General features: G+C 62.3%; 22 protein-coding genes. 7 read left to right on the top strand and 15 right to left on the bottom strand.

The genetic code is table 11. From position 1 onward, the window contains the following. Positions 1-28: 28 nt before the first annotated feature. From C3418_RS00990 to arcB, 7 genes are all read right to left on the bottom strand, one after another. Positions 29-1,240, bottom strand: a complete 1,212-nt coding sequence (locus C3418_RS00990; protein ID WP_041214588.1) for an EAL domain-containing protein — start codon at positions 1,238-1,240, stop codon at positions 29-31. Next, complete coding sequence (locus tag C3418_RS24615; protein ID WP_235677329.1) at positions 1,233-1,949, bottom strand: response regulator; 717 nt, start codon at positions 1,947-1,949, stop codon at positions 1,233-1,235. The genes C3418_RS00990 and C3418_RS24615 overlap by 8 nt, the downstream gene beginning before the upstream one ends. Continuing rightward, the gene (locus C3418_RS24610; protein ID WP_235677357.1) at positions 1,939-4,314 is read right to left on the bottom strand and encodes an ATP-binding protein; all 2,376 of its coding nucleotides are present in this window, start codon (positions 4,312-4,314) and stop codon (positions 1,939-1,941) included. The genes C3418_RS24615 and C3418_RS24610 overlap by 11 nt, the downstream gene beginning before the upstream one ends. Before the next feature lie 17 nt (positions 4,315-4,331). Next, positions 4,332-5,519 (bottom strand): transporter substrate-binding domain-containing protein, encoded by a 1,188-nt coding sequence (locus C3418_RS24605; protein WP_258039711.1) that lies wholly within the window; start codon positions 5,517-5,519, stop codon positions 4,332-4,334. 144 nt (positions 5,520-5,663) lie between these two features. Continuing rightward, positions 5,664-5,867 carry a hypothetical protein gene (locus tag C3418_RS00980; protein WP_041211124.1) on the bottom strand — a complete coding sequence of 68 codons (204 nt, stop codon included), beginning with the start codon at positions 5,865-5,867 and terminating at the stop codon, positions 5,664-5,666. Positions 5,868-6,160: 293 nt separating this feature from the next. Next, positions 6,161-7,537 (bottom strand): dGTPase, encoded by a 1,377-nt coding sequence (gene dgt, locus C3418_RS00975; protein WP_043152541.1) that lies wholly within the window; start codon positions 7,535-7,537, stop codon positions 6,161-6,163. 29 nt (positions 7,538-7,566) lie between these two features. After that, entirely contained in the window at positions 7,567-9,879 is a 2,313-nt protein-coding gene (gene arcB, locus C3418_RS00970) for an aerobic respiration two-component sensor histidine kinase ArcB (RefSeq protein ID WP_103857808.1), read from the bottom strand. 202 nt (positions 9,880-10,081) lie between these two features. Here arcB and C3418_RS00965 point away from each other — a divergent pair, with 202 nt between their 5' ends. Further along, a complete protein-coding gene (locus C3418_RS00965) occupies positions 10,082-11,080 on the top strand; it encodes a DUF2860 family protein (RefSeq protein WP_103857807.1) in 999 nt (332 codons plus the stop codon). 61 nt (positions 11,081-11,141) lie between these two features. Here the strand turns inward: C3418_RS00965 and C3418_RS00960 are convergent, their stop codons facing one another. From C3418_RS00960 to C3418_RS00945, 4 genes are all read right to left on the bottom strand, one after another. Then, positions 11,142-11,834, bottom strand: a complete 693-nt coding sequence (locus C3418_RS00960) for a DUF3334 family protein (RefSeq protein WP_029313837.1) — start codon at positions 11,832-11,834, stop codon at positions 11,142-11,144. 118 nt (positions 11,835-11,952) lie between these two features. Further along, positions 11,953-12,399 (bottom strand): HIT domain-containing protein, encoded by a 447-nt coding sequence (locus tag C3418_RS00955; RefSeq protein ID WP_102949251.1) that lies wholly within the window; start codon positions 12,397-12,399, stop codon positions 11,953-11,955. A gap of 73 nt (positions 12,400-12,472) precedes the next feature. Next, complete coding sequence (locus tag C3418_RS00950) at positions 12,473-13,096, bottom strand: DUF2057 domain-containing protein (RefSeq protein WP_103857806.1); 624 nt, start codon at positions 13,094-13,096, stop codon at positions 12,473-12,475. Positions 13,097-13,170: 74 nt separating this feature from the next. Continuing rightward, a complete protein-coding gene (locus C3418_RS00945; protein WP_103857861.1) occupies positions 13,171-14,073 on the bottom strand; it encodes a LysR family transcriptional regulator in 903 nt (300 codons plus the stop codon). A gap of 97 nt (positions 14,074-14,170) precedes the next feature. Here C3418_RS00945 and C3418_RS00940 point away from each other — a divergent pair, with 97 nt between their 5' ends. After that, positions 14,171-14,773 carry a short chain dehydrogenase gene (locus tag C3418_RS00940; RefSeq protein ID WP_042881199.1) on the top strand — a complete coding sequence of 201 codons (603 nt, stop codon included), beginning with the start codon at positions 14,171-14,173 and terminating at the stop codon, positions 14,771-14,773. A gap of 123 nt (positions 14,774-14,896) precedes the next feature. Here the strand turns inward: C3418_RS00940 and C3418_RS00935 are convergent, their stop codons facing one another. The 3 genes from C3418_RS00935 to dapA all read right to left on the bottom strand — a co-directional run bounded on the left by C3418_RS00935 (position 14,897) and on the right by dapA (position 18,168). Beyond that, positions 14,897-16,000, bottom strand: coding sequence for a phosphoribosylaminoimidazolesuccinocarboxamide synthase (locus C3418_RS00935; RefSeq protein ID WP_039040947.1), 1,104 nt, complete (start codon positions 15,998-16,000; stop codon positions 14,897-14,899). 169 nt (positions 16,001-16,169) lie between these two features. Next, positions 16,170-17,288: an outer membrane protein assembly factor BamC gene (bamC, locus tag C3418_RS00930; RefSeq protein WP_029313833.1), complete on the bottom strand. Its 1,119-nt coding sequence runs from the start codon at positions 17,286-17,288 to the stop codon at positions 16,170-16,172. Then, complete coding sequence (gene dapA, locus C3418_RS00925; RefSeq protein WP_103244290.1) at positions 17,281-18,168, bottom strand: 4-hydroxy-tetrahydrodipicolinate synthase; 888 nt, start codon at positions 18,166-18,168, stop codon at positions 17,281-17,283. Before dapA ends, bamC begins: the two co-directional genes overlap by 8 nt. Positions 18,169-18,356: 188 nt before the next feature. On the opposite strand from dapA, the gene C3418_RS00920 reads away from it, so the two are divergent. The 3 genes from C3418_RS00920 to C3418_RS00910 all read left to right on the top strand — a co-directional run bounded on the left by C3418_RS00920 (position 18,357) and on the right by C3418_RS00910 (position 20,074). Next, the gene (locus C3418_RS00920) at positions 18,357-18,890 is read left to right on the top strand and encodes a glycine cleavage system protein R (RefSeq protein WP_010673166.1); all 534 of its coding nucleotides are present in this window, start codon (positions 18,357-18,359) and stop codon (positions 18,888-18,890) included. Between the two features lie 23 nt (positions 18,891-18,913). Then, entirely contained in the window at positions 18,914-19,378 is a 465-nt protein-coding gene (gene bcp, locus C3418_RS00915) for a thioredoxin-dependent thiol peroxidase (RefSeq protein ID WP_010673165.1), read from the top strand. 195 nt (positions 19,379-19,573) lie between these two features. Further along, positions 19,574-20,074: a YfbU family protein gene (locus C3418_RS00910; RefSeq protein ID WP_039040945.1), complete on the top strand. Its 501-nt coding sequence runs from the start codon at positions 19,574-19,576 to the stop codon at positions 20,072-20,074. Between the two features lie 52 nt (positions 20,075-20,126). On the opposite strand, the gene yfbV is transcribed toward C3418_RS00910, so the two are convergent. Continuing rightward, positions 20,127-20,567 carry a terminus macrodomain insulation protein YfbV gene (yfbV, locus tag C3418_RS00905; protein WP_039040944.1) on the bottom strand — a complete coding sequence of 147 codons (441 nt, stop codon included), beginning with the start codon at positions 20,565-20,567 and terminating at the stop codon, positions 20,127-20,129. A 300-nt stretch (positions 20,568-20,867) separates the two neighbouring features. On the opposite strand from yfbV, the gene C3418_RS00900 reads away from it, so the two are divergent. Beyond that, a complete protein-coding gene (locus C3418_RS00900) occupies positions 20,868-22,070 on the top strand; it encodes an acetate kinase (protein WP_010673162.1) in 1,203 nt (400 codons plus the stop codon). A gap of 70 nt (positions 22,071-22,140) precedes the next feature. Continuing rightward, positions 22,141-24,294, top strand: a complete 2,154-nt coding sequence (gene pta / locus C3418_RS00895) for a phosphate acetyltransferase (RefSeq protein ID WP_010673161.1) — start codon at positions 22,141-22,143, stop codon at positions 24,292-24,294. Positions 24,295-24,591 lie beyond the last annotated feature (297 nt).

Here is a 24,591-nt window from a genome sequence, read left to right as displayed (position 1 = left end):
TGGAATTCGTCGGGCATCCTGCCCGGGATTAGCGTCTGATGAGCGCGGGCAAACGAGCCTGCCAACCCTGATGCCATCCCATCAGCTCCTCGCGGGGCATGGGACGGGCGGAGAAGAAGCCCTGGCATTGATCGCACCCCAGCTTCGCCAGCAATTGCCAGGTCGCCTCATCTTCGACCCCCTCGGCCACCGATTTCAAGCCCAACTTGCGAGCCAGCTCGATGCTGGACTCGATGATGGCTAGGCGAGAGGGATCTTCATAGCAGCGATCCACGAAGGATCTGTCCAGTTTCAACTCGGTAAAGGGGAGCAGGGCGAGCTGCTGCATGGAGGAGTAGCCGGTCCCGAAATCATCGATGGAGAGACCAAAACCGTGCATCCGCAAGCGGGTCAGCACCTCCAGCGATTTGCCGAGATCCTTGACGAAGGCGCTCTCGGTCACTTCGAGGGTGATGAGCTCGGGGTTGATGCTCCAGCGCTGGCAGTGGCTGAGCAGGGTGTTGCACAGATCCCCCTCGATGAGGGAGGTGGTGGAGAGGTTCATCGACAGGTTCAGGGAGAGCCCGGTCTTCTCCCACAAGTGGCCGTCCCGCAGCGCCTTGCCGATGATCACCTCGGTGAGCGGGTCGATGAGCCCGTTGTGCTCCGCCAGCGGGATGAAACGGGCCGGCGAGATAAGGCCATATTCGGGGTGCTGCCAGCGGGCAAGCGCCTCCATGCCGAGCCACTCCCCGTTGTGAAAACCCACCTTGGGTTGATACCAGGGCAGCAACTGGTCCTGATCCAGCGCCCGGCGCAGCTCATCCAGGGTCAGGTGATAACCATCCTCTTCCTGGCTGCGCACCTGCTGGGGCCGCCAGGCACCGATGAGCTGCGCGATCTGCTGGGGAGACGCGGGTTTCTCGATGCGCCCCAGCACCTGCAGGCCATAGGCCCGGCTCATGCGCAGCACGGCATCGACCACGTCATCCTCCAGGGCGCTGCACAGCACAATGCCGCCGCGGAACCCGCCAAGGGAGAGGCGGCGCAGCAGCGCCATGCCATCCATGCCCGGCATGCGCAGATCGCAGAACAGGATGTCGACCCTGTGGTGCTGGCACTGTGCCAGCGCCTCCTCCCCGTCCTGCGCCTCCAGCAGGTTGCCGTAGCCCAGTCCGCGGATCTGGTGCATCAGGGCCTTGCGCTGGAAGTTGTGATCCTCCACCACCATGATCGCCAACTCATGCCGTGCGCTATTCATCGAGCCATAACCCCGTTTCAACTCTGATAGAGTCCATCAATGCCTGTACCGCCCTGGCCAGGTCATCGAGCTTGTCCAGTTGTTTCAATCTGGCCGCCGCCTCCAGCCGGGCCGCCTCCTCTGCCAATGCCTGCTGTCCTACCATGCGCGCGGCCCCCTTGATGCGATGTGCCGTCTCCACCAGCGCCTGGGTATCCTGGCTGGCCAGCGCCAGCCTCATGTCCTCGCCATCCTGCTCGTTGGCTTCCAGGTATTCGCTGGCCATGCTGCGTGCCACCGCTTCATCCCCGAACAGGGTCAACCAGCTTATGCCTGGCAGCTGAACCCTGGCTTGCCGGGGCGCCTCCGAGGCGAGCTGTTCTTCCTGAGTCGGCAACCAGCGTCCCAGGGTCTGGCTCAGGGCATCCAGGCTGTAGGGCTTGAACAGCATGTCGTTCATGCCGGCATCACGCATCTGTTGGCTCGCCTCCTCAGAGGTATCGGCCGTCACCCCGATAATGGGAGCACTGTCCCCGGCATCCCGCAAGGCTCGCGTGAGGGCATAGCCATCCATCACCGGCATGTGGCAGTCGGTCAGCAGCAGGGCGAAGTCCTGCCCCTGCCAGGCGCGCAGCGCCTCCTCGCCATCTTCCACCACCTCGGACTCGAGCCCCAGGATAGCGAGCTGTCTCGTCAGCAATGCCCGGTTGACGGGGTGATCATCGGCCACCAGCACCCGCCCCTTGAGCTTCTCCCCCCTCCATCCCCATCGACTGGCTCGCCTGCTGGTTGAACAGTGACTGGCAGGTTTCCAGCAACAGATCGGGATAGAGAGGCGATTGTCCCAGTCGCCACCAGGCGTCACCACCCATGCGTCCCCGCAGGGCCTCATGGGGAGAGAGTACTATGCCCTTGAGGTTCGAACGCTGCAAACAGGCCAGCCAGTCACTGCCAAGGGCCTGCTCCAGGTGATTCTCCTGCGCCAGCAGATGCCCCTCGAGGGGCTGCTGCCAATGGTGTGCCTCCATGCGAACCAGTCTGGCGCCCAGCCTGGCCATCACCGATTCCAGCCCCTCATCCTCCCCAAACCACCACCATACCTGGCCGGTCAGGGGGGGCGCTTCCCACTGGCACTCGGCCAGAGGCAACGTGAAAGTCACGCAGGTGCCCATTCCGGGGGTACTCTCCAGGGTCAGGCTCCCCCCCATTTTCTGGGTGAGTTGATGACAGATGGCAAGCCCGAGCCCGGTGCCGCCAAACCGGCGGTTGGTGTCGGACTCCACCTGCTTGAACGGGATGAAGAGGGTGCGCTGCTGCTCCAGGGCGATGCCTATCCCGGTATCCCGGATCCGGAAGGCCAGCCGGTCGTCTTCATAATCCACCTGGATGGCGATCGCCCCTGCCTCGGTGAACTTCACCGCGTTGTTCAACAGATTGGAGATCACCTGCCCCACCCTGATCCCGTCGATACAGGCCAGATCCGGCACCGTCTTCCCCCACCGCAGCGTCACAATGAGTCCCTTGCCATAGGCCAGGGCCGCATGTCCCCGGATGACATCGCAAATCACCGAGGTCAGGCGGCAGTGATGGGGATGCAGTTGCAACTGCCCGGCTTCCATCTTGGAGAAGTCCAGGATGTCGTTCACCAGATAGAGCAGGTGGTTGGTGGAGGTCGAGATATTGCGCAACATGTAGCGCTGATCGTCATCCAGCGGGCTCATTTGCAGCAGCTCCAGCATGCCGTGCATGCCGGAGATGGGAGTGCGAAGCTCATGACTCATGGTGGCGAGGAAGCGGCTGCGCGCCTGGGTCGCCTCCTCCGCCACCCGCCTGGCCTGGCGCAGCTCCAGCTCCTGGCGCTTGAGCTTGGTGATGTCCTGCACCACGCCGTTCAATATGACCCCTTCAAGCCCCTCCTGGTGAACGAAGTGACCACGGATCTGCAAATAGCCCGCCTCCCCCTGGCGCCGGATCTCCACCTCGAGATCCAGCGGCTGCATGCTCAGGGCATGACGATCCACCGTGGCCACGAAGTCCTGGTGCGCCTTGCCTGTCAGCCCCAGGATGGAGGCACCGGTGACCGCCATGCCGACCAGGTCCTCTTCCACCCCCACCATCTCCCTGACCCCTTGCGAGGTGTAGAGGAAGTGCCCCTTGCCCGGCCCAAGCCAGTGATACTGATAGACCAGACCCGGCATGCTGTCGGTGATCTGGGTCAGCCGGGTCTGCGCCTCCTGGGCCGCAAACCGCGCCTGCTCCAGCTCGGTCACGTCGGTCAGCACGGTCAGGATCCCGAGCCGCTTGTCATCGGGCCCCGCAAAGAGCCGCTTGGTGTAGATCATCTGGTGCAGGCGATCGTCATCAAACCGGATCTCGCCCCGGCCATGAAGCTCCTCTCCGCTCTCCCAGACGCTGGCATCCTCCTCCATCACCCTGGCGCGGATCGACTCGGGTAATCGATCCTGGAGCAACCGCTCATAGGAGCCCGTCAGATTCTCCCCGCCGAGGAACATCTGCCGATACGCCCGGTTCGTCATTGCCACTTCATAGCGCTCGTTGGTCAGCACCACCTGGTTGGGCAGGGCATCCAGCATCATCTGGACAAACACCAGCTGCTCCTCGAGCCGCCGCTCGGCCTCCCGCCGCTGGCTGATCTGGCGGCGCAGCGTCCGGTTCCAGCCCATGAACAGCAAGAGGCAGAGCAGGAAGATGCCGCCGCCAAGGGAGGACCAGAGCAGCACCGTCTTCGGATCCAGTCCCGTCTGTATGGTCAGGGAGAGCCACTTTTTCTCCAGGGCGGAGAGCTCGTCGGGGGGAATGGCGATCAACACCTTGGTGAGGATCTGCTGCAGCATGGGGTCCTGCAACTGGGTCGCCATGGCGATGGGTACCCGCAGGTCGCTGCCGGAGAAGACCACCTGGTAGCGGTCGCTGAATCCCTTTTGCAGCGACTGCTCCAGGGTGGTGGTGCTCATCAGCACATAGTCGACCTTCTGCTGGTCCAGCAGGGGCAGCAATTCGGCATCGCTGGCCACCGGCACGGCGATGGCCCCCACCTCGTTCAGCAAGACCTGCTCCACCGAGCCCCCCACCATGCCCACCCTGTGCCCTTTCAGTGCCCTTTCAGTGCCCTGGCGGCGGTGAGCTCGGCCATCCCCTGCCTCGCCACGACCACCCGGTTGATCGACGCGTAGTTGGGGGTAAAGCGGGCAAACTGCTGACGCTCCGCGGTGGGAGTCATGGCCGGGATGAGATCCAGCTTGCGATCCTGGAAGAGCGCCATGCTCTGGGCCCAGCTCCGGGTCGGCACCAGGGTGAACTGGAGCCCGGCACGCTGGCTCATCAGTGTCAGCAGATCGGCAATGAGCCCCTTGAGCCGCCCCCTGTCGTCCACCTCGCTCATCCCGGGCCAATCCGGGGCAACCCCGTAGCGGATGACCGGATGTGCTTGCAACCACGCCTGCTCCTGCGGATTGAAGACGATCTCCCTGCTCCTTTTCACCAGGGCATAGTCGAGGATATCCCCCGCCTCCAGAATGGCGCGACGCTCGAGGGGAGAGATATCCTCGAGGGCCCGCTCCAGCAATCCCTGCAAGACATCATTCCTGGGCGCCACGGCCATGGCGAGGGAGGTATCCCTCATCCAGTCGATCCTGGCCAGCGCCATGCCCGCCATGGCTTGCAGCCTGTTCAGCATGGGCAGCTCGGCCAGGTAGGCATCCGCCTTGCCCTCCTTGAGCATGAAGATCGCCTCGTCCCGGCTGTCGGCCGTGATCAGGTTCGAGATCCCAAGGCGCAGCAGCTCATCGCAGGCGCTGACACCGAAGACGCAGACCCAGCGCACCCCATAGGCCTCCTCCAGGGAGAGGCTCTCCCGCCCCCCCGTCAGCAGCACGGCCCGGGGCAGTGCCATCAGCTCGGAGGTAAATTGCATCTGCAGGGTGCGGGTCGGGCTCGGTGCCACCCCGATCAACATGTCGACCTTGCCATCCAGCAAGGCCTGCTGGACCGCCGCATTGTTGGCATAGGCACGGTAGCGAAGGCTCACCCCCAGCCTGGCTGCAATCTGGGAGGCGAACCCATCCAGGGGGCCGGTGAAGTTGCCGCGCCCATCGGTATAGACATAGGGTGGCCAAGCCGCCGAAGGCATGCCGACGACCAGTTCATCATGGGTGGCAAGCCAGTGCAGTTCGTCCAGGGTGAAGTTGCTCTGGTCCAGTTGCGCCGACGCAGCCGCAACCATCAGGCTCCAGAAAGCCAGACCACATAGCAGGATGAGACGACAGCAGCGGCGGAACATTATCAACTCCCATACGAAACGGAGGGGGATCATAGAGTGTTTGGCGCAATGTGCGACAACTAAATTGAGACAATGCTCATCAGGAAAGAAAAATGGCAGGCCCAGGCCTGCCATCCACCAGGTCGGGGGCCGGGCCCCCTCCCCTCAGGTTATTCGGTTCCCGAGCCGGAAACCGGTTTGAAACTCCCGCTCACGGATGTGGGCGATCTGCACTTCCTTGCCTTCCAGCCCGATGTCTTTGAGCAGGGCAGGTGAAAGATGCAGGTAGCTGACGCGACGCTCCAGCCGGGTGATCCTTTTTTGAACCAGGGTCTCTACGTGGCGCAGCAGGGCGAGTTCGATAGACATAATATTCTCCAGTTGAACGTGCGGTTCCCCCGGAGAGAGGTGATCACCCTGCGGGACAACCGCGGGTGATGAAAAAAGCAGGTGTTACCTGTCCCCTCCACGCGGCAAATAAAGAGCACGAGTCTTCGCGCTGCCAGAGCAGCGATCGAACGCAACGTTGAACATGGAATGTTGCATGGTCGTCTCCTTACCGTGTGAAAGTTGAACAAGTTGCCGCAGTGTAAAAAAACACCGAATTTTACGCAATATCTCTCCCACCCATATGGGTGGAATGCGGCCAAAAAGAGGTTCAGTCAAATCCCTGACAACAGCCGGAACTCCTCCAGCGCATAGGTATCCGTCATGCCGCTCACATAATCGAGCAGCAGCCGCACCCGGTAGTACCACTCCTGCTCGCTCTCCTTTTCGAAACGGGGATCCCGGCTCGCCACCGCCAGCCGGTACGCCTTGAGGTGGCGGGCAGAGAGGCGGTGGAACAGCCGCCGGGCAAAGAAGAGCTCGCTCCCGCCGTTGCCTGCGAGCAGCCGCTCGAACTGGCTGGCGGGCAGGGCCAGCAGGCAGGCGTAGGTGGAGAGCACCCCGCGCAGGGCGGCATAGCCTTCCAGCTCCAGCGCCTCCACCTCCGGGCGCATGAACACCAGCTCGCGAGCCACCCGCTTGAGGGTATCGAGTACCCGGGCTGCCGGAGCCTGGCCGTGCAGCAGCGCCTGGGGATAGGCCCCGCTCAGGATCTGATCGTGCTCGGCCACATAGGTATGGGCGGCAAGCGCCACCAGATCCCGGGTCAGATGCTGGCGAAAATGGGGGAAGAACCCCCGACCGGAGGCAAGCGCCTCATCGAGCAGATCGGCCATGTAACCGCCCTCGTCCGCCTCGCGCAGGGCTGCCAGCAGCTCGCTCTGGGTGAGGATGCGCCTGTCCACCGCATCCTCGAGATCGGCGATGCAGTAGGAGATGTCGTCCGCCGCCTCCATGATGTAGACCAGCGGATGACGGCACCCCTCGGCCAGCCCCAGGCTCTGGCCGAGGGCACGATAGAGGGGTTGTTCGCTGAAGAAGATGCCGCGCTTGCTGGTCCAGCCGTGGTGCTGACCATAGCCCTGTGGATGGTGCAGGCCCGGCAGGGGCTGCTGCGGGTATTTGCACAGCGCCGCCAGTTGCCCCAGGGTGAGGTTCAGCTCATGGAGGCTGTGCACCAGTCGCAGGCTCTGGGCATTGCCGTCAAACACCAGCAGATCCTGGCGAAGGGTTGCCCACTGGGGGCTCGGCAACTGGTCGTGGGCACGGGCGAAGAGGCCGTCCAGCTCCTGGGCAAGCCACTGACTCATCACCTGCTCACCGAAATGGCCAAACGGCGGGTTGCCGACATCGTGCAACAGGCAGGACATCTCCACCAGATTGATGAAGGCCCCCTCGCACACCACTCCGGCCGGCAGCGCCGCCAGGATACGGCGACTGATCTGGCGACCGGTCTCCTGCACCTCCAGCGAATGGGTGAGACGGCTGCGCACCGAGGCTTTCACATCGAGCGGGAAGACCTGGGTCTTCTGCTGCAACCGACGCACCGGCGCCGCCTGCACGATGCGGGTGCGGTCCTGCTCCGTCGCCTCCAGCAGGTCTTCGTCTCCCCAGGGGTGAATGCGCTCGGGGGGGATCAAACGGTCATACATGTCGTGGCTCCTTGCCTGAGGCGTCGTGTCTACGAGAGCAGCCAGCGCCGCAGGCGGGCGATGTCACCCGGGTATTCCCGGCGCAGGGTTTCAATCCAGTCTTCCACGTTCTCCCACCAGGCGGGGTGTTCCGGGCTCTGGATGAGCTGGGCCGTCTGCTGCAACCGGCGCAGGCCGATGGAGCCCGCCGCCCCCTTGATCTTGTGGGCCTCCTCCACCACACCGGCCTGATCCCTGGCAATCATGTTGGAGTCGAGCACCGCCATGTAATCCGGCATCATCTTCTCGAACAGCTCGACGCTGGAGAGCAGCACCGGCTTGCCGACCGTGCTGGCGTAATCGGTGAGGAAGGGCAGATCCAGCAGGGCATCCTGATGGTGGACATCGTCCTGCTCGTCCGCCTCGTCCCCGGCAAGATCCGCAAACAGGTGGCCTATCACCTCCCGCACCGCCTTGGAGCCCAGCGGCTTGTTGATCACATCCTGCATGCCGTGATCCCGGTAGTACTGGCGATCGCCGGTGGCGTTGGCGGTGAGCGCCACCATGGGGGGCAGGCTGTCGCCGTAGCGCGCGAGCAGCTGCTCCGCCACATCGAACCCCGTCATGTCCGGCAACTGGATGTCGAGCAGGATCAAGTCGAAATCATCCGGGTTGGCCATGGCCAGCGCCTCTGCACCATCCCGCGCCACCTTGACCTGATGGCCGAGCTTGTTCAGCAGGGCGCAGGCCACGGTCACGTTGAGCTCCACATCCTCCACCAGCAGGATGTCGAGGGAGGGCATCTCGGGCTCCGGGGCCGCGGCCCTGGGCTCGACGCAGTCCACCTCCAGCTCGGCGGTGAAGCAGGCGCCTTCGCCCGGGTCGCTGTCCACATAAAGTTGACCGCCCATGGCCTGCACCAGCTGGCGGGAGACCGCAAGGCCGATGCCGGTGCCGGTGGCGTGCTTCTTGCCCTGCACCTGATAGTACATGGCGAAGATCTTCTCCTGCTGGGCACGGGGAATGCCCACCCCGGTGTCTTCCACCTCGAAGTGCAGCGCCAGCTTGCCCGGTTCATCAGCGGCGTGGGCGAGACAGCGTATGGTGACGCCTCCTTCATCGGTGAACTTGACCGCATTGCCCACCAGGTTCCACAGCACCTGGCGCAGCCGGGTGCCGTCCGCCATCACGAACTGGGGCATGTCGCCGTCCCGGTCGAAGTGCAGGTAGAGCCCCTTCTGCTCCGCCTGGATGCGCGACAGCGTCTCCAGCTCGTCGAGGAAGGCGGGCAAATCCAGCTGAGCCGGCGCAATCTCCAGCCTGCGACGGTCGAGCTTGTCCAGATCGATGATGTCGTTGAAGATGTTGCCGAGCGTCACCGCGCTCAGGTGGATGGTCTTGAGTTGCTGCTGCTGTCTGGCATCGAGGGGCGTATCCATCAGCATCCGGCTCAGGCCGACGATGCCATTGAGCGGGGTGCGCAGCTCGTGGCTGATGGTGGAGATGAAGGTGGTCTTGTCCCGACTCGCCTTCTCCAGCTTGTCCTGGTACTGCTTGCGCTCGGTGATGTCGCGACCAAAGCCGAGCAGGCCGAGCCGCTTGCCGAAGCGGTCGAAGAAGGGCACCTTGCGCAGCTCGAAGTAGGCCTTGCGGCCATCGGGATACTCCAGCCACTGCTCATAGGTGAGCGGCTCGTTCTGGGCGAAGACCTGCTTGTCGGTCTCCACCACCTTGCTGGCGATGTCGTGCTTGTAGACATCGAACGGGGTCAGGCCGATGAGTTCCGCTTCCACCTTGCCGGTGAGCTCCTCCATGGCGCGGTTGCAACCGGAGAACTGCTCGTCCTCGTTGCGGTAATAGACCAGATCGGGGGAACAGTCGATGAAGGAGCGCAAGAGGGCGGTACGCTCCCCCAGATGCAGCTGGGCCTTCTCCCGCTGGAACACTTCGTTTTCGAGATCCTCGATGGCTTGCTGGCGCAGGGTCTCGGCCCGGTTGGTCTCGGCGATCTGGGCATTGAGGCGGCTGATGTTCTCCTGCAACTGGCTGTTGAGCTCGAGATCCCGCTCGCGCATGTCTTGCAGCTTTCGCACCATGCGGGTCAGCCGCTGGCGGGAGTCCTCCAGCTGATCCACCACGATGGAGAGAAAATAGACGGCCCAGGGGGTCACCAGCAGACCGAAGAAGACAGAGCGCACTAGGTCGACGATGTCCACGGTGCCGCGCAAAAACAGGGTCACCCCCATCTGGATCGACACGGCCAGCACTATGATGGCGGTGGCCAGGAACATGCTGAAGCGCACCAGTCCCAGCTTGGTCATCAGGTCGACGTAATATTGCGCCCAGGATTTGATCTGCTTCATCTCGTTGTTTTCTCCCCTTTTCTTGCGCAAACAGGATACCAGTACGGCGCCATGAACTCTTGTCCGTCGCGTATTCAATTATTGATTAACGTCACACTCCGGCTGGGGTAGCATGCCTGCCATGCCTCAGTCAGCACCGGTTCCACCGGAATACCGGGGCACACTGTCACCCTTCTCATTCGTTATGTCAGGAGCATACCCGATGCGAAATCATGTTCTGTTGAGCCTTGGCCTGCTGGTCGCCACCACCGCCCACGCCGATCTGGGGGAGATCCCCCGCCAGACCGGCTGGTCCGGTTTTCTGCTGGGCGGGGTCAATGCCGGCAGCCACAAGTCCAACTTCTATGCCGGTGACGACAGCAACAGCCGTATCGATGATCTGGGCTCCCCCGGCCGCGAAAGCGGTCTGAGCCCGCTGCTCAATGCCGATATCCGCTACACCTTCGCCGATACCCGCACCCAGGTCTTCCTCGGCAACCTCATCCAGGACGCGGTGCGCTTCGACTTTACCCAGCAACTCGGTCTGCGCCAGGAGATGGGTGACAAGGGTATCGTCGCCACCTCCCTGGTGTTCAACCTCATGCCGGTGGAAGTGTGGAGCGATCCCTTCGCCACCGGCGTGGACCGCAGCGCCACCGATCTCACCTCGAAAGGGGTGCGCTTTGCCTGGGACAGGATCTGGGGCAGCAACGTCTACGCCACCCTGGCCAGCCGGGAAGTGGAGCTCGACGAGGAGCGCAGCGGCCAGCAATATGACCTGACCCACGGCACCCACTACGCCTCCATGCTGAGCCGCAACGGCAAGGTCCACGACCTGGCTGTCTCCTACCAGTACCACTTCGGCGGCGACCAGCTGCTGGAGCCCGCCTTCCTCTACAAGGAGGCCCGCCTGGACGGGAGTGCGGAGAGCTTCAAGAATACCGGTCTGCAGCTGACCTATGCCAAGCGCGCCTCCCAGTGGTCCATCGTGAGCAACCTCTACGCCGGCAAGCGCAAGTACGACGAGGCGAATCCCCTGTTCGGCCAGCGCGCCGATGCCAGCGAGTTCGCCCTCAATGGCACCTTCTTCTGGCACAACCTGTTCGGCATCAAACCCCTTGCCGCCACCTTCACCGCGGCCTACTCCAGCGCCGACTCCGACATCGACTTCTACGATGCCGAGGCGCTTCGCTTCAGTACCGGGCTGCTTTACAACTTCTGACCCGCCCCAAGCAAGGAGGCCACCCCCGGGGTGGCCTCTTCATTTGCACAACCCTCGACCATCAGATGCCGAGGGAATCCAGCAGATCGTCGTGCTCGTTGCTCGCTGGCGCGGCCGCCGGTGCCGGTTTGGCTGACTGCTTGGCCTGGGCGATCAGCTCGTCGGGATCCACCTCCTCCTGCACGCCGCCATCATGGATCCGGATAAACTCCGTCTTGTCCATGGCCAGCTCCAGATAGAAGATGTTGTTGCTGGCGGTGAAGAAGGTCACCCGGCGGGTCTCGGGATTGTCGAGGTTGGTGTCGACGCTCAGCATCACCTGCTTGTTGAGCGCCAGCATCTTGGGCTGGTTCTGGGTGATGTGGGTCTGCAGCTCGCGCCCCACCTTGGTGGTGAAGCTGCCGACGATCTGGTTCATCAGCTCGCCCATGACGTTGCTCACCTCGTCCGAGGTGTGGGAGATGGCAAGATCCTCCTTGGAGAGCCCCATGCTCAGCATGTAGCTCTGGTAGAGCTCCATGGCCGCGGCGGCGGAGAAGTTGATCACCACCAGCCCGGAGAAGCCGCCGTCAAACAGCACGAAACAGCCGATGTCAGGCTTGAGGCAGGTCTTGCTGATCCGCTGCACCATGCCGGAGAAGCGCACCTGGGTCTGGGTCGCCGCACTCAATACGCTCGTCACCGAATTGCACAGGCTCAGCAGTACGTCCTCTGTGGTCAATACGGCATCATCCTCGGATCTTGTCACTATCATGGAACCTTCCTGCTGATCGAAATAATGGGGCTGTCACTCGTGTCGCCCATGTCACCATGCACCAACGCGATACGCTAACAGATTGCGTGATCCCGGTGCCCAAAGCGCGAGCCACCTCTCACTTGACTGGATTATCAGTCAGAAATGGCTGAAATCCATCCAGGGTAGCCAGACGGGTTTGCCAACTGGCAGCCGCCCCTTGCAAGGCCTGCTCCTCATAGGGAATGGCGGGACAGGCACCCCAGATGGGACCGGGCCAGGCCGCATCCGAGCTGAAGCGGGCCACGTGGTGCAGGTGCAGCTGAGGCACCAGATTGCCGAGGGCCGCCACGTTGATCTTGTCCGGGTCAAGTGCCCGCTCCATCAGGGTGGCGACGGCGCAGGACTCCTGCATCAACTGCTGTTGCTGCTCGGGGGCCAGATGATGGATCTCCCGCAGGTTGGCGACCCGGGGCACCAGAATCAGCCAGGGATACTGGCTGTCTTTGGCCAGCAGGACGCGGCACAGGGGCAGATCCCCGAGTATCCGGGTATCCGCCTGAAGGCGGGGGTGCAATTCAAACATGGGGGCCTCGCTGATCAACATGGGCACATCGGGAATCAAAGATGTGCCCACGTTACTGCAACGGGGAGCAAACTTAAAGGCGCGGCACGGCCCAACCGATGAAGCGCTTGCGAAGCGCGGGGTCCGCCTGCAGGAAAAGCTGTTGCAACTGCCCTTCCAGGGCGCTGGCCGGCTCGGAGGAGGCCCGGGGCGTCGCCACGGCGGCCGCAGCCACATCCGCCGCACCGGCGAGCACGGCAGGCCCCTCGCCACGGTTGTACTCCATCAGCCTGGCATGCCAGTCCATGCCGATCTGCATCCCCTGCACCATCAGCGTATCCTGGCGCACCTCGAGGGGTTGCCCCCCCGCCACCAGGCCCAGGACAGGGGCCCTGGCGTAGCGTTCCATCCCGGCCTCGTCCGCAGGCACGGGAGCCTGCAGGCGCACCGACTGCCCGCGGGCCTCATAGCGAAGCACCTGGGGCTCGGAGCGAACCTGGCGATCATTGTCGCTGCTGTTGCGACTCGGGATCACCCCCTCGTAGCGCACCAGCAGTTGCTGCTCCCCGTCGGCCAGCACGGCATGCTGCTCGTCCTGCACCTTGCCTGCGCTCACCGCCAGGATCTGGAAATCCCGGGGCACCTCGACCCTGACCTCGGCCTGCACACCGCCGCAGCACAGCAGCGCAACCCCTGCCCAACCCTGATGACGCTTCATTCCCTGACTCTCCTTTCGCGATGAAGGGCGCAGGGTAGCAGCCCCAGATGACAGAAAAATAACGGGATGCAGGCTCACCCCAGCAGATAATGGGGCCGCTCGGCAAACCACTGGGCCAGCACCTGCTTGAACAGCCGGATCTTGCGCGGCACCCGGCGCTGCTGGGCGTGCAGCACATGGATCGGGTGCAGGCCGGTCTGCCACTCCGTCAGCACGGCCACCAGCTCCCCTCGGGCCAGGCTGGCCTCCACCAGCATCAGTGGACACTTGGCAAAGCCCATGCCCGCCCGGGCCAGTTGCAGCAGGGTGCTGTAGTGGTTGGCCCGCACTCGCCCCTGCACCAGGATGTGCGCCTCCTCTTCCCCCTGGCGAAAGTGCCACTGCTCCCAGTCCGGGTTGTGGCCCTGCAGCAGGCAGGATCGCCCCCCCAGCTCATAGGGAGTGGCGGGGATCCCCTCCCGCGCCAGCAGGGCGGGGCTTGCCACCACCACATCCTTGAGCCTGCCGAGCGGCAGGGCCACCAGGTTGTCGGGGAGCAGCTCCATGGCCCGCAGAGCGATGTCATTCTCCCCCTGGCTCATGTCGATCATGGCATTGGTGAAGTTGAGCTCGACCTGGACGCCGGGGCAGAGCTCGGCAAAACGGGCGAGCAGCTCGCTCACCATGCGGTCCCCCGTGCTGACCGGGCAGGTGAAGCGCAGGCGGCCGCTGTCCTCCTCGGTCAGGGCGCGGATCCCCTCCTCCGCCTCCCGGGCCAGGGCAAAGATCTCGCCGGCCTGCTGGTGAAGCACCCTCCCCGCCTCGGTCAGGCTGAGTCTGCGGGTCGTGCGCTGGAGCAGCTGGGCATTGAGGGCGGACTCCAGGGCGCTGACATGGCGGCTCAGCATCCCCTTGCTCACCCCCAGGGCATCGGCAGCGGCGGAGAAACTGCCCCGCTGCACCACTTCATAGAAACTGGCCAGGTGAGTGATATCCATCATTAGCACCAATATGGAAACAATGGGTTCATCATAAGCGCTTTTTCTCCCTTTTTATCCCGCTATCATCAACTCATCTCAACCAGGAGCGATAGATATGAAGATTGTGATTGTGGGTGCCTCCGGCACCATTGGCGCCGCCGTCAGCGAACTGCTTGCCCAGGATCACCAGGTGATCCGGGTCGGTCACAGCCAGGGGGATGCCAGAGTGGACATGCGCGACCCCGCCTCCATCAGAGCGCTCTTCGAGCAGGTCGGGTCCTTCGATGCCCTGGTGGTCGCCAGCGGCAGCGTCGCCTTCAATGCCCTGACCGAGATGACGGACGAGCAATGGCAGGTGGGGCTTCAGAGCAAGCTGATGGGCCAGATCAACCTGACCCGGGCCGCCATTACCCACCTGAGCGACCGTGGCTCCATCACCCTCATCAGCGGCATTCTGAGCGAGGAGCCCATCCACTGGGGGGTGAGCGCCACCACCATCAACGGTGCCATCGAGCACTTCGTGAAAGGGGCCGCCTGCGAGCTGCCAAGGGGCATTCGCATCAACGTGGTCAGCCCCACCGTGCTGGAAGAGTCCATGAGCAAGTATGCCGACTTCTTCCCGGGCTTCGTGCCGGTACCCGCCGCCCGGGTGGCCCAGGCCTACAAGAAATCGGTACTGGGGGTACAGACCGGTCAGATCTTCCGGGTCAATGGCTGAGCGCTCCGGACAACCCAATGAAAACGGGCCCCGTCATGGGGCCCGTTTTGTCATCTGCGTTGCAAGCGCCTCCCCTGCCACCGGCAAACGTTTGTTCGCCTGCGGCAAAAAAAGCGGTCGGCCTCAGTCGATCAGGCCGTACTGCTCCCGCAGTACCTCGATGATCTCCTGCTTCGGATTGGCACTGCGTACCAGCGGCTGACCGATGATCTTCTCGGCGATCCCCACATAGGTGCGGGAGATATCCATCATCACCTCGGTGGGCAGCTTGTTGTCCCGGGCCAGGGCGAAGCGCTCGGGCATGCGGTTCTTGTTGAGCAGGATGTCCGGATCCGGGAAGTGGTTCAGCAGCCACTGGCGGAAGCCCTCTTTGGACTTCTCGATGATCTCGCCGCCGCGAAGGGCTGCGCCGTCCCAGATGCGGGAGCTGTCGGGGGTGCCCACTTCATCCATGTAGATGAGCTTCTCGCGACCGGCGGCATCGGTCACGTAACCGAACTCGAACTTGGTGTCGACGAAGACCTGATCCAGGGCAGCCAGCGCCTCGCTGATGACGTTGAAGCCCTCTTTGAGCAGCGCCTCGTAGCGGTCGATGTCCGCCGGGGAGCGGAAGCCGAAGGCCTGATGGTGGCGCTCGATGTCGCCGCGGGAGACGTTGACGTCGTCCGCTTCCGGCACACCATCCAGCCCCTTGAGGATCCCCTTGGTGGACGGGGTGATGAGGATCTCGGGCAGCTTCTGATCCTTCTTGAGCCCTTCCGGCAGGGTGATGCCGCAGAATTCCCGCTCACCATCCTTGTAGGCACGCCACATGGAGCCGGTGATGTACTGGCGGGCAATCGCCTCGATCATCACGGGACGGGCTTTTTGCACGATCCAGACGAAGGGGTGCGGGATGTCCAGGATGTGGCTGTCCGCCAGCCCCTGCTCCTTGAACAGCTTGAACCAGTGGCTGGAGATGGCATTGAGCGCCGCGCCCTTGCCCGGCACGCCGTTCAGACCGTCCACCCCTTGCCAGATGCAGTCGAAAGCCGAGATGCGATCACTGATCACCATGAGGGCCAGGGGCGTATCGGCCGGCACATCATAGCCTTTCTCCCGAATGAGCCGGGCACTGTCTGCCGGGGTCAACCAGTAGACGCTGCGCACTTTGCCGGAATGGACAGGTTTATCGGTACGGATCGGCAAATCGTCGTTCACCGCCAATACTTGATCTGCAAGACTCATGGCTAATAACACTTCCTGTTGTGGGACTAGTTAGGCAGGGGCACCAGACCCCTGTCTGTGGGGGATTCACATCATCAGGTACTCAGGCCCGGGGCAACCGGCTCGGCACGCTGGCCCTGCGGCAACCCGGACATAACAAAACAGGGGCGCGAGGCCCCTGTTTCCATGCTTACTTCGCCCCCTGATCGGCCAAGCCCTTGGCAAAGGCCTCGGACAGGCTGATGTACATCTGGGAGATGACACCGGATGCGACAGGCTTCTTGTCCTTGTCGAACAGGGTGATGGAGGTCTTGCCGCCCGTCATCTCGCCGAGCTGGAAGCGATACTTGTCTTCCTCGAGCTTGAACGGTTCCGCTCCCTTGGCCTTCCAGAACTCGCTGTCCGGCTCATCGTATTCCACGTCGATCCAGCCCAGGGACTGCTGGGTATCCTTGATGGTGAAACCATAGGCAGGCAGCACCTGATTGAGGCGGCGCCACACCTGGTCAAACGACCCTTCGGCAATCCAGGCGCTCAGCTCGTTGTTGTCCAGACCCAGCTCCAGCCCCATGCCATCGCTGGACTTGTGCTGTTCACGGGCCTTGAGCTGCTTGTCGTAATAGAGGGAGAACTGGTTCAGGGCGCGGGTAGCATAACGCTGGGCGTCCGCCGGCGTCAGCACAGTGCTGGTCTCGCCGTCGATGGTCTCTTCGTGATCCAGCACCCGTACCGACATCTTGATGGCGTGGCGCTGCACATCGTTGCGCAGGGTGAACTGGTAACGCTGACGGATCTTGAAGTCATCGTCATCTTCCGCCCAGCCATCGAGCACCGCTGAGTTGTCAAACCAGCCGGTCTGCAAGACGCCGTCCTGTTGGTCCAGCTTCTCAGTGGTGACCTTGTGTTCGGCCAGGAAGTTCATCAGGAAGGCCCAGGTATCGCGCTCCACGCTCTGGGAGGTGCTGAGGGCATAGAAGGCGACGGTTGGCTCGCTGGCATTGGCCACCACCTGGCTGCCGGGCACCACGGTGAGCAACTGGGCGGGCGGACGCACGTCCACCTTGGCCCCGAGGGCGCCCTCACGGCTGCTCTCGGGCAGGGCCGGAATGTCGAAATTGCTGTTAAAGGCGGGGGTACTCAACCCGGCGGGCACAAGGAAGGCGCGGCCTTCGAGGCGGCTCTCTTCATACTCGAAGCCACGGTTGGCCATTTTGCGTTCCTGGGGTGAGCTGCAGGCAGCCAGCACGGCCACCGTCGCGACACTCAGTACCAGGCGCACTGCATTTCCCTTTCCATTTGCTTTAAACACTCGCCATCAACTCCGCAGTCATCAGTGCTCGCGCCATCGCCGCTTCCCCCTCGGGGGTGAGATCGGTCAGGGGCAGACGCAAGGTCGCCGTCGCCATCAATCCCAGCCGGGCACAGGCCCATTTCACCGGGATGGGACTCGGTTCACAGAACAGAGTCTGATGCAACGGCATCAATCGATTGTTGATGTCATGAGCCTGCCCGACATCACCGGCCAGGGCAGCACGACACATGTCGGCCATCTGGGGCGCCGCAATATTGGTGGTGACCGAAATGACACCATCGCCCCCTTGCAGCATAAAATCACATCCGCTGGCGTCATCGCCACTATAAAGCGCAAAATCCGGCCCGCACAGTTCGCGCAGCAGCGGGGTACGGCCAAGATCGCCAGTCGCTTCTTTCAAACCTATGATGCCGGGCACCTTGGCCAGACGGGCCACCGTCTCGGGTTTGAGGTCACAACAGGTGCGACCGGGCACATTATAGAGAATTTGAGGCAGACCACTAGCCTCGGCGATCGCACAATAGTGACGATAGAGGCCTTCCTGGGTGGGTTTGTTGTAATAGGGGGTAACCGAGAGACCCGCCACCACGCCCATGGTGGCGAAACGCCGGGAGAGGGCGATGGCATGAGCAGTATTGTTGGAGCCGCAGCCCGCGATGACGGGAATGCGTCCGGCGGCGTATTCCACCGTCTTCTCAACCACGGCGATATGTTCCTGCTCGCTCAGGGTGACCGACTCTCCCGTGGTTCCCACGGCGACAATGGCGCTGGTCCCGGCATCCACATGATATTCCACCAGCGCTGCCAGACTGACCCAATCGATGTCGCCCGAGGGCAGCATGGGGGTAACGAGCGCAACAATACTACCGCGTAACATGGATAATTCTCCCGATTTTCAGGGGCGTAATGGTAAAGCTGCCCCTTTTGAAAAACAAGGGAGGCACGGGACAAGCCGTGTTACCATCCGGCACAAAACGTATGAATGCACGAGCGCACAAGAGGCCTCACGGCAGGGTGCCTGCACCCGCGGTCAACGCATTCTCAATAATGGACGAGAGACGATTTATGACTCACTACCTGGTCGTAACGGCCATCGGCACGGACAGGCCTGGCATCGTCAATGAGGTGACCCGTCACGTCAGTGGCTGCGGTTGCAACATTGTCGACAGCCGTCTTGGCATCTTCGGCAACGAATTCACCTTCATCATGCTGCTGTCCGGTGACTGGAACAGCCTGATGCAACTGGAAATCAGCCTCCCACTGCGCAGCCAGGAGTGGGATCTCATCACCATGATGAAACGCACCGAGCGCCACCACTCCCTGCAATATGACATCAGCGCCAGCGCAGAGGTGCTGATCCGGGATCAGCCGGGCATCGTAAGTCAGTGCACCCAGTTCTTCAGCGATCACGGCTGGGACATCCAGGCCATGCAGACCATCACCCTGGAACAGCAGCCCTTCAACCTGCTCAAGGCGAACTTTCAGTTGAATCTCTCCAAGCAGGGAGAAGAGCCCGGCTCGAAGACAGCCTTCGCCGATTTCTGTCGTGGACTGGGCGCCGAGTCGTTCGAATTCATCGTCAATCACAAGTACGCCTGACGGCGTTTATCCGAGGAGACCCCATGTCACCACTAGAAGCTGGTACCCAGGCCCCCGATTTCTCCCTCTCCGATCAGGACGGCAATCAGGTTCGCCTCGCCGACCTGCGCGGCAAGAAGGTGCTGATCTATTTCTACCCCAAGGCGATGACCCCGGGTTGCACCACCCAGGCCTGCGGTCTGCGCGACGTCAATAGCGAGCTGGCTGCCCTCAATGTGGTGGTGCTCGGCATCAGCCCTGACAGCGCCAAGCGCCTGAAAAAGTTCGAGGAGCGCGACAACCTCAACTTCCGCCTGCTGGCCGATGAGGATCACGCGGTGGCCGATGCCTTTGGCGTCTGGGGCCCGAAGAAGTTCATGGGCAAGGAGTATGACGGCATCCATCGACTGAGCTTCCTCATCGACGAAGAGGGCAAGGTTGCCCATCGCTTCGACAAGTTCAAGACCAGCGATCACCATCAGGTGGTGCTCGACCTCGTCAAGGGGTAAGCCACCAGCGGCATTGTTGCAGGGCTCGCCATAGCGGGCCCTGCTCGTTTCACCACGGCATCAGCCCCCACTCTCTGGCGGCTCACCAGGGCGCCTCCTCCCCCCTTTTCTCGCCAACCTCCCCTCTCAGATCAAAAAATTCATCCTGGATATGGGTTAACGTGACCCCAGATTCATTTTCCAGCGAGACAGCCCATGAACATGAGCCACACCGAACGCCTGATCCTGAGCAACCAGTACGAGATCCTGGCCAAACTCAATCCGGAAAAGGCGGCGTTTTACCAGCGTGCCAGCACCATCGTCGAGCGCGGCTACTGCCTGCAGATCCTCGAGCTGGAGAAGAGCTTCGGCCATCTGGATCTTGCCACCTGCCAGGAGGTGCTGGACACCCTGGAGCTGCACCATGCACTGGCCATCTCCTGGGGCAACCTGGATGCCAGCGCCCGGGCCGATGTCAACGAGAGCCGCCTTGCCTTCAACGGCTACAGCCGCAGCCAGGAGCGGGAACTGGCGGATTACGTCTGCTTCCTGCTGGAAGTGGACAAGCGCTTCCCCGAACTGCCCTGCCCCTGCGATGAGCTCTCCAGCGACATCGCCATGCGGGACAAGTACCAACGCATGCTGGCGGTCTGGCGTCAGTGCCCCCGTCAATACAAGCTATCCATCCAGGAGATCAGCAAGGTGCTGGCCGCCTGAATGTGAAAAAGGCGCCTGAGGGCGCCTTTGTCGTCAGTCTGACTCCGGAAAGTCATTCGTAGAGGAAGGATTTGTCCAGCTGCTTGAAGGCGGCGTTGAGGGTATCGGCCAGCTCTTCGTAGCGGGGACGGGCCACCAGCTGACGTTGACCGCCCTGCTCGTTCATCTTGCCGTTTATCTCCCGATACCAGGTGGCGAGGGAGGGGGGCAGCCGGGTATCGGCGCGCTGGCCGAGCCAGTAGTACCCTTGCAGCGGCAGGCTGAGCAGGAAGAGCACGGACGCCATCACGGAGGGCCAGTAATGAAGCTCGCCAAACTGGAACTGCACCATGACGCTGAGCACCGCCAGTGCCGGGATCACCTTGAGGGCGAATTCGGTGGCCCTGATCACCCGATTCTCCGGGAACATGGAATTAAGCTCGGGACGGCGCGGCCAAAGAGTCATATAATGACGGCCTTGCTGTAATTTAGTTCCAAAAATGTTCATGCTCATGCTACCTCCGAGCTCTTTTCGAACGCATTAACGGCAAAACCTCGACAATATTTGAGAGGCAATAACAAAGGTTGAGGATGACTTTGTTATTTTTCAACAATCAGGTTATCCTTTGTACGCCCATTTTACGCTGGGGCACGGCCACTGACCAGTCAGGGACGTCTGAATTTCGGGTCTTGTATCACTATACAAGGGGCAAGCAACAGATTGCCAACCCTCATAAGGATAAGTTGATAGTTTTTGGACGCACCGCGTCCGGCGCATCCTCCAACCCAACCCAATCTGCGATAGGATTTATTCATGAGTAAGCTGGTTCTTGTTCTTAACTGTGGCAGCTCGTCCCTGAAGTTTGCTGTCATTGACGCAACCACCGGTGATGACCTGCTGTCCGGCCTGGCCGAATGCTTCAACCTCGACGACGCCCGCATCAAGTGGAAGCTGAACGGCGAGAAAGGCAACGCTGATCTGGGTGCCGGTGCCGCTCACCAGGAAGCGCTGGACTTCATCGTTCACAAGATCCTGCCGCTCAACCCGGAACTGTCCAAGAACCTGATCGCCATCGGCCACCGCGTGGTACACGGCGGCGAGCGTTTCACCTCCTCCGTTCGCATCTGTGATGACGTCATTGCCGGCATCGAAGCCGCCATTCCTTACGCACCGCTGCACAACCCGGCTCACCTGATCGGTATCCGTGCCGCCCTGAAGGTCTTCCCGGAACTGGCCGAGAAGAACGTCGCCGTGTTCGACACCGCCTTCCACCAGACCATGCCGGAAGAAGCCTTCCTGTACGCCCTGCCGTACAAGCTCTACAAAGAGAACGGCATCCGTCGCTACGGCGCCCACGGCACCAGCCACTACTACATCAGCCTGGAAGCGGCCAAGCAGCTGAACAAGCCGGTGGAAGAGCTCAACATCATCAACTGCCACCTGGGCAACGGCGGCTCCGTCTGCGCCATCAAGAACGGCCAGTCCGTCGACACCTCCATGGGCCTGACCCCGCTGGAAGGCCTGGTGATGGGTACCCGTTCCGGCGACATCGATCCGGCTATCATCTTCTTCCTGCACGACAAGCTGGGCATGAGCGTTGCCGAGATCAACACCATGCTGACCAAGGAATCCGGCCTGCAGGGTCTGACCGAAGTCACCTCCGACTGCCGTTTCGTTGAAGACAACTACGACAGCAAGGAAGAAGCCAAGCGCGCCATGGACGTGTACTGCTACCGTCTGGCCAAGTACATCGGTGCCTACGCCGCCGCCATGGACGGTCGTCTGGATGCCGTGGTCTTCACCGGCGGCATCGGCGAGAACTCCGCCCCGATCCGTGAGATCACCCTGAACAAGCTGGGCCTGCTGGGCTTTGACGTCGACCACGACGCCAACCTGAAGGCTCGCTTCGGCAAGGGCGGCGAGATCACCAAGGCTGGTTCCACCAAGGCCCTGGTTATCCCGACCAACGAAGAGTGGGTCATCGCCCACGACGCGCTGGAACTGGTCGGCGCATAAATTAGCTGTAGAGCAAGGCCGCCCCAGGGCGGCCTTTTCCTGATCCCAAAAAATGAACAAGGGGTAATAAGTGGCACGCACTATTATGCTCATCCCGGTCGGCACTGGTGTCGGCGTAACCTCCGTGAGTCTTGGCGTCGTTCGCGCCATGGAGCGTCACGGTGTCAATGTCAGCTTCTTCAAACCGGTCGCCCAGCCGCGTCCGGGTGAAACCGGTACCGAGCGCTCCACCGCCGTGATCCGCGCCGCTGCCAACATCAACCCGCCCGAGCCGTTCGCCCTCTCCTACGCCGAGAACATGATCACCTCCAGCAACACCGACATCCTGCTGGAAGAGATCGTGGCCCGCTTCGAAGAGCACGTGAAGACCAGCGGTGCCGAAGTGGTGGTGATCGAGGGCCTGGTTCCGACCGACAAGCAACCCTTTGCCAACAAGCTGAACTACGACGTCGCCAAGGCGCTGGACGCCGACATGGTGTTCGTGACCCATCCGGGCAACGACTCCAGCCAGAAGCTCAAAGAGCGCATCGAGCTGGCCTGCTCCAACTTCGGTGGCGTCAACAACCCGCGCATCGTGGGCTGCGTCATCAACAAGGTGGGTGCCCCGGTTGACGAGCACGGCGTGACCCGTCCCGACCTGACCGAGATGTTCGAAGCGCACCACCACGGCGCCGATACCGGCCACAACCTGGAAGTGCTGCAGGTCTTCGGCAAGAGTCCGCTGCGCATCCTCGGCTGCATTCCCTGGAACACCCAGCTGATCGCACCGCGCGCCAAGGATCTCGCCAAGCACCTGGCCGCCAAGATCATCAACAAGGGTGAGCTGGAAAGCCGCCGCCTGCAGACCGTGACCTTCTGCGCCCGCTCAATCCACAACATGATCGAGCACTTCCGTCCGGGCAGCCTGCTGGTGACCTCCGGCGACCGCTCCGACGTCATCGTCTCCGCCTGCCTGTCCGCCATGAACGGCGTCAAGCTGGGTGCCCTGCTGCTGACCGGCAACTACCACCCGGAACCCCAGGTGATGGCACTGTGCCAACAGGCCATGGCCACCGGTCTGCCGATCATGATCACCGGCACCAACACCTGGCAGACCGCCGTCAGCCTGCAGAACTTCAACGTCGACATCCCGGAAGATGACCGCGAGCGTATCGAGCTGGTGCAGGACTACGTTGCTGGTCACATCGACAAGCACTGGATCGAGTCTCTCTCCGCCAAGTCCACCCGCTCCCGTCGCCTGAGCCCGCCGGCCTTCCGCTATCAGCTGACCGAGCTGGCCCGTCAGGCCAACAAGCGCGTCGTGCTGCCGGAAGGGGAAGAGCCGCGCACCATCAAGGCTGCCGCTATCTGTGCCGAGCGTGGCATCGCCCGCCCGGTCCTGCTGGGCAACCCGGAAGAGATCCGTCGTGTTGCCGAACAGCAGGGCGTGGTACTGACCGACCGCGTCGAGATCATCGATCCCGTTGCCGTGCGCGAGCGCTATGTGGCTCGTCTGGTCGAGCTGCGCAAGAACAAGGGTATGACCGAAGTGGTTGCCCGCGAGCAGCTGGAAGACAACGTGGTACTGGGTACCATGATGCTGGAGCGCAATGAAGTTGACGGCCTGGTATCCGGCGCCGTGCACACCACTGCCAACACCATCCGTCCGCCGATGCAGATCATCAAGACCGCTCCGGGCTCTTCCCTGATCTCCTCCATCTTCTTCATGCTGCTGCCGGACCAGGTACTGGTCTACGGTGACTGCGCCATCAACCCGGATCCCACTGCCGAGCAGCTGGCCGAGATCGCCATCCAGTCCGCCGACTCCGCCGCCGCCTTCGGTATCGAGCCGCGCGTGGCCATGATCTCCTACTCCACCGGCACCTCCGGCGCCGGCGCGGACGTGGAGAAGGTGCGTGAAGCGACCGAGCTGGCCAAGGCCAAGCGTCCCGACCTCATCATCGACGGCCCGCTGCAGTACGATGCGGCCATCATGGAGAACGTCGCCAAGTCCAAGGCACCGAACTCCCCGGTTGCCGGCAAGGCCACCGTGTTCGTCTTCCCGGATCTCAACACCGGCAACACCACCTACAAGGCGGTACAGCGCTCCGCTGAGCTGGTCTCCATCGGCCCCATGCTGCAAGGCATGCGCAAGCCGGTCAACGACCTCTCCCGTGGCGCCCTGGTGGACGACATCGTCTACACCATCGCCCTGACCGGCATCCAGGCAGCCCAGGCCGAGTAATCGACCCGCAGTCCGATGCACTGAAAAACCCGCCGAGAGGCGGGTTTTTTTATGGCTCGCGCCCAGAAATGTTGATCCGCAAGATCAGGTCGGGATCCCGTCCGGATCCACGGACAGATCCGCGTTCCGCCCTTGGCAAGGCACGAGGGATAAGCAAACGCTCACACCCTCGCCAGAGGATTGCACAAATGCGATCCAGCCAGGATCAAATTGAAATATTCCTTTAAGATCATGCGACTAACGTCAGACACACCGCTAATCTACAGAGTTTTCCACAGCTTTTGTGGATAGTTTACC

Origin of the sequence: Aeromonas sp. ASNIH8 (genome assembly GCF_002919855.1) — a bacterium.
GTDB classification, from domain to species: Bacteria; Pseudomonadota; Gammaproteobacteria; order Enterobacterales; family Aeromonadaceae; genus Aeromonas; species Aeromonas caviae.
The sequence above is the reverse complement of the archived record's forward strand: the minus strand, read 5'-3'. Positions and strand labels throughout refer to the sequence as shown.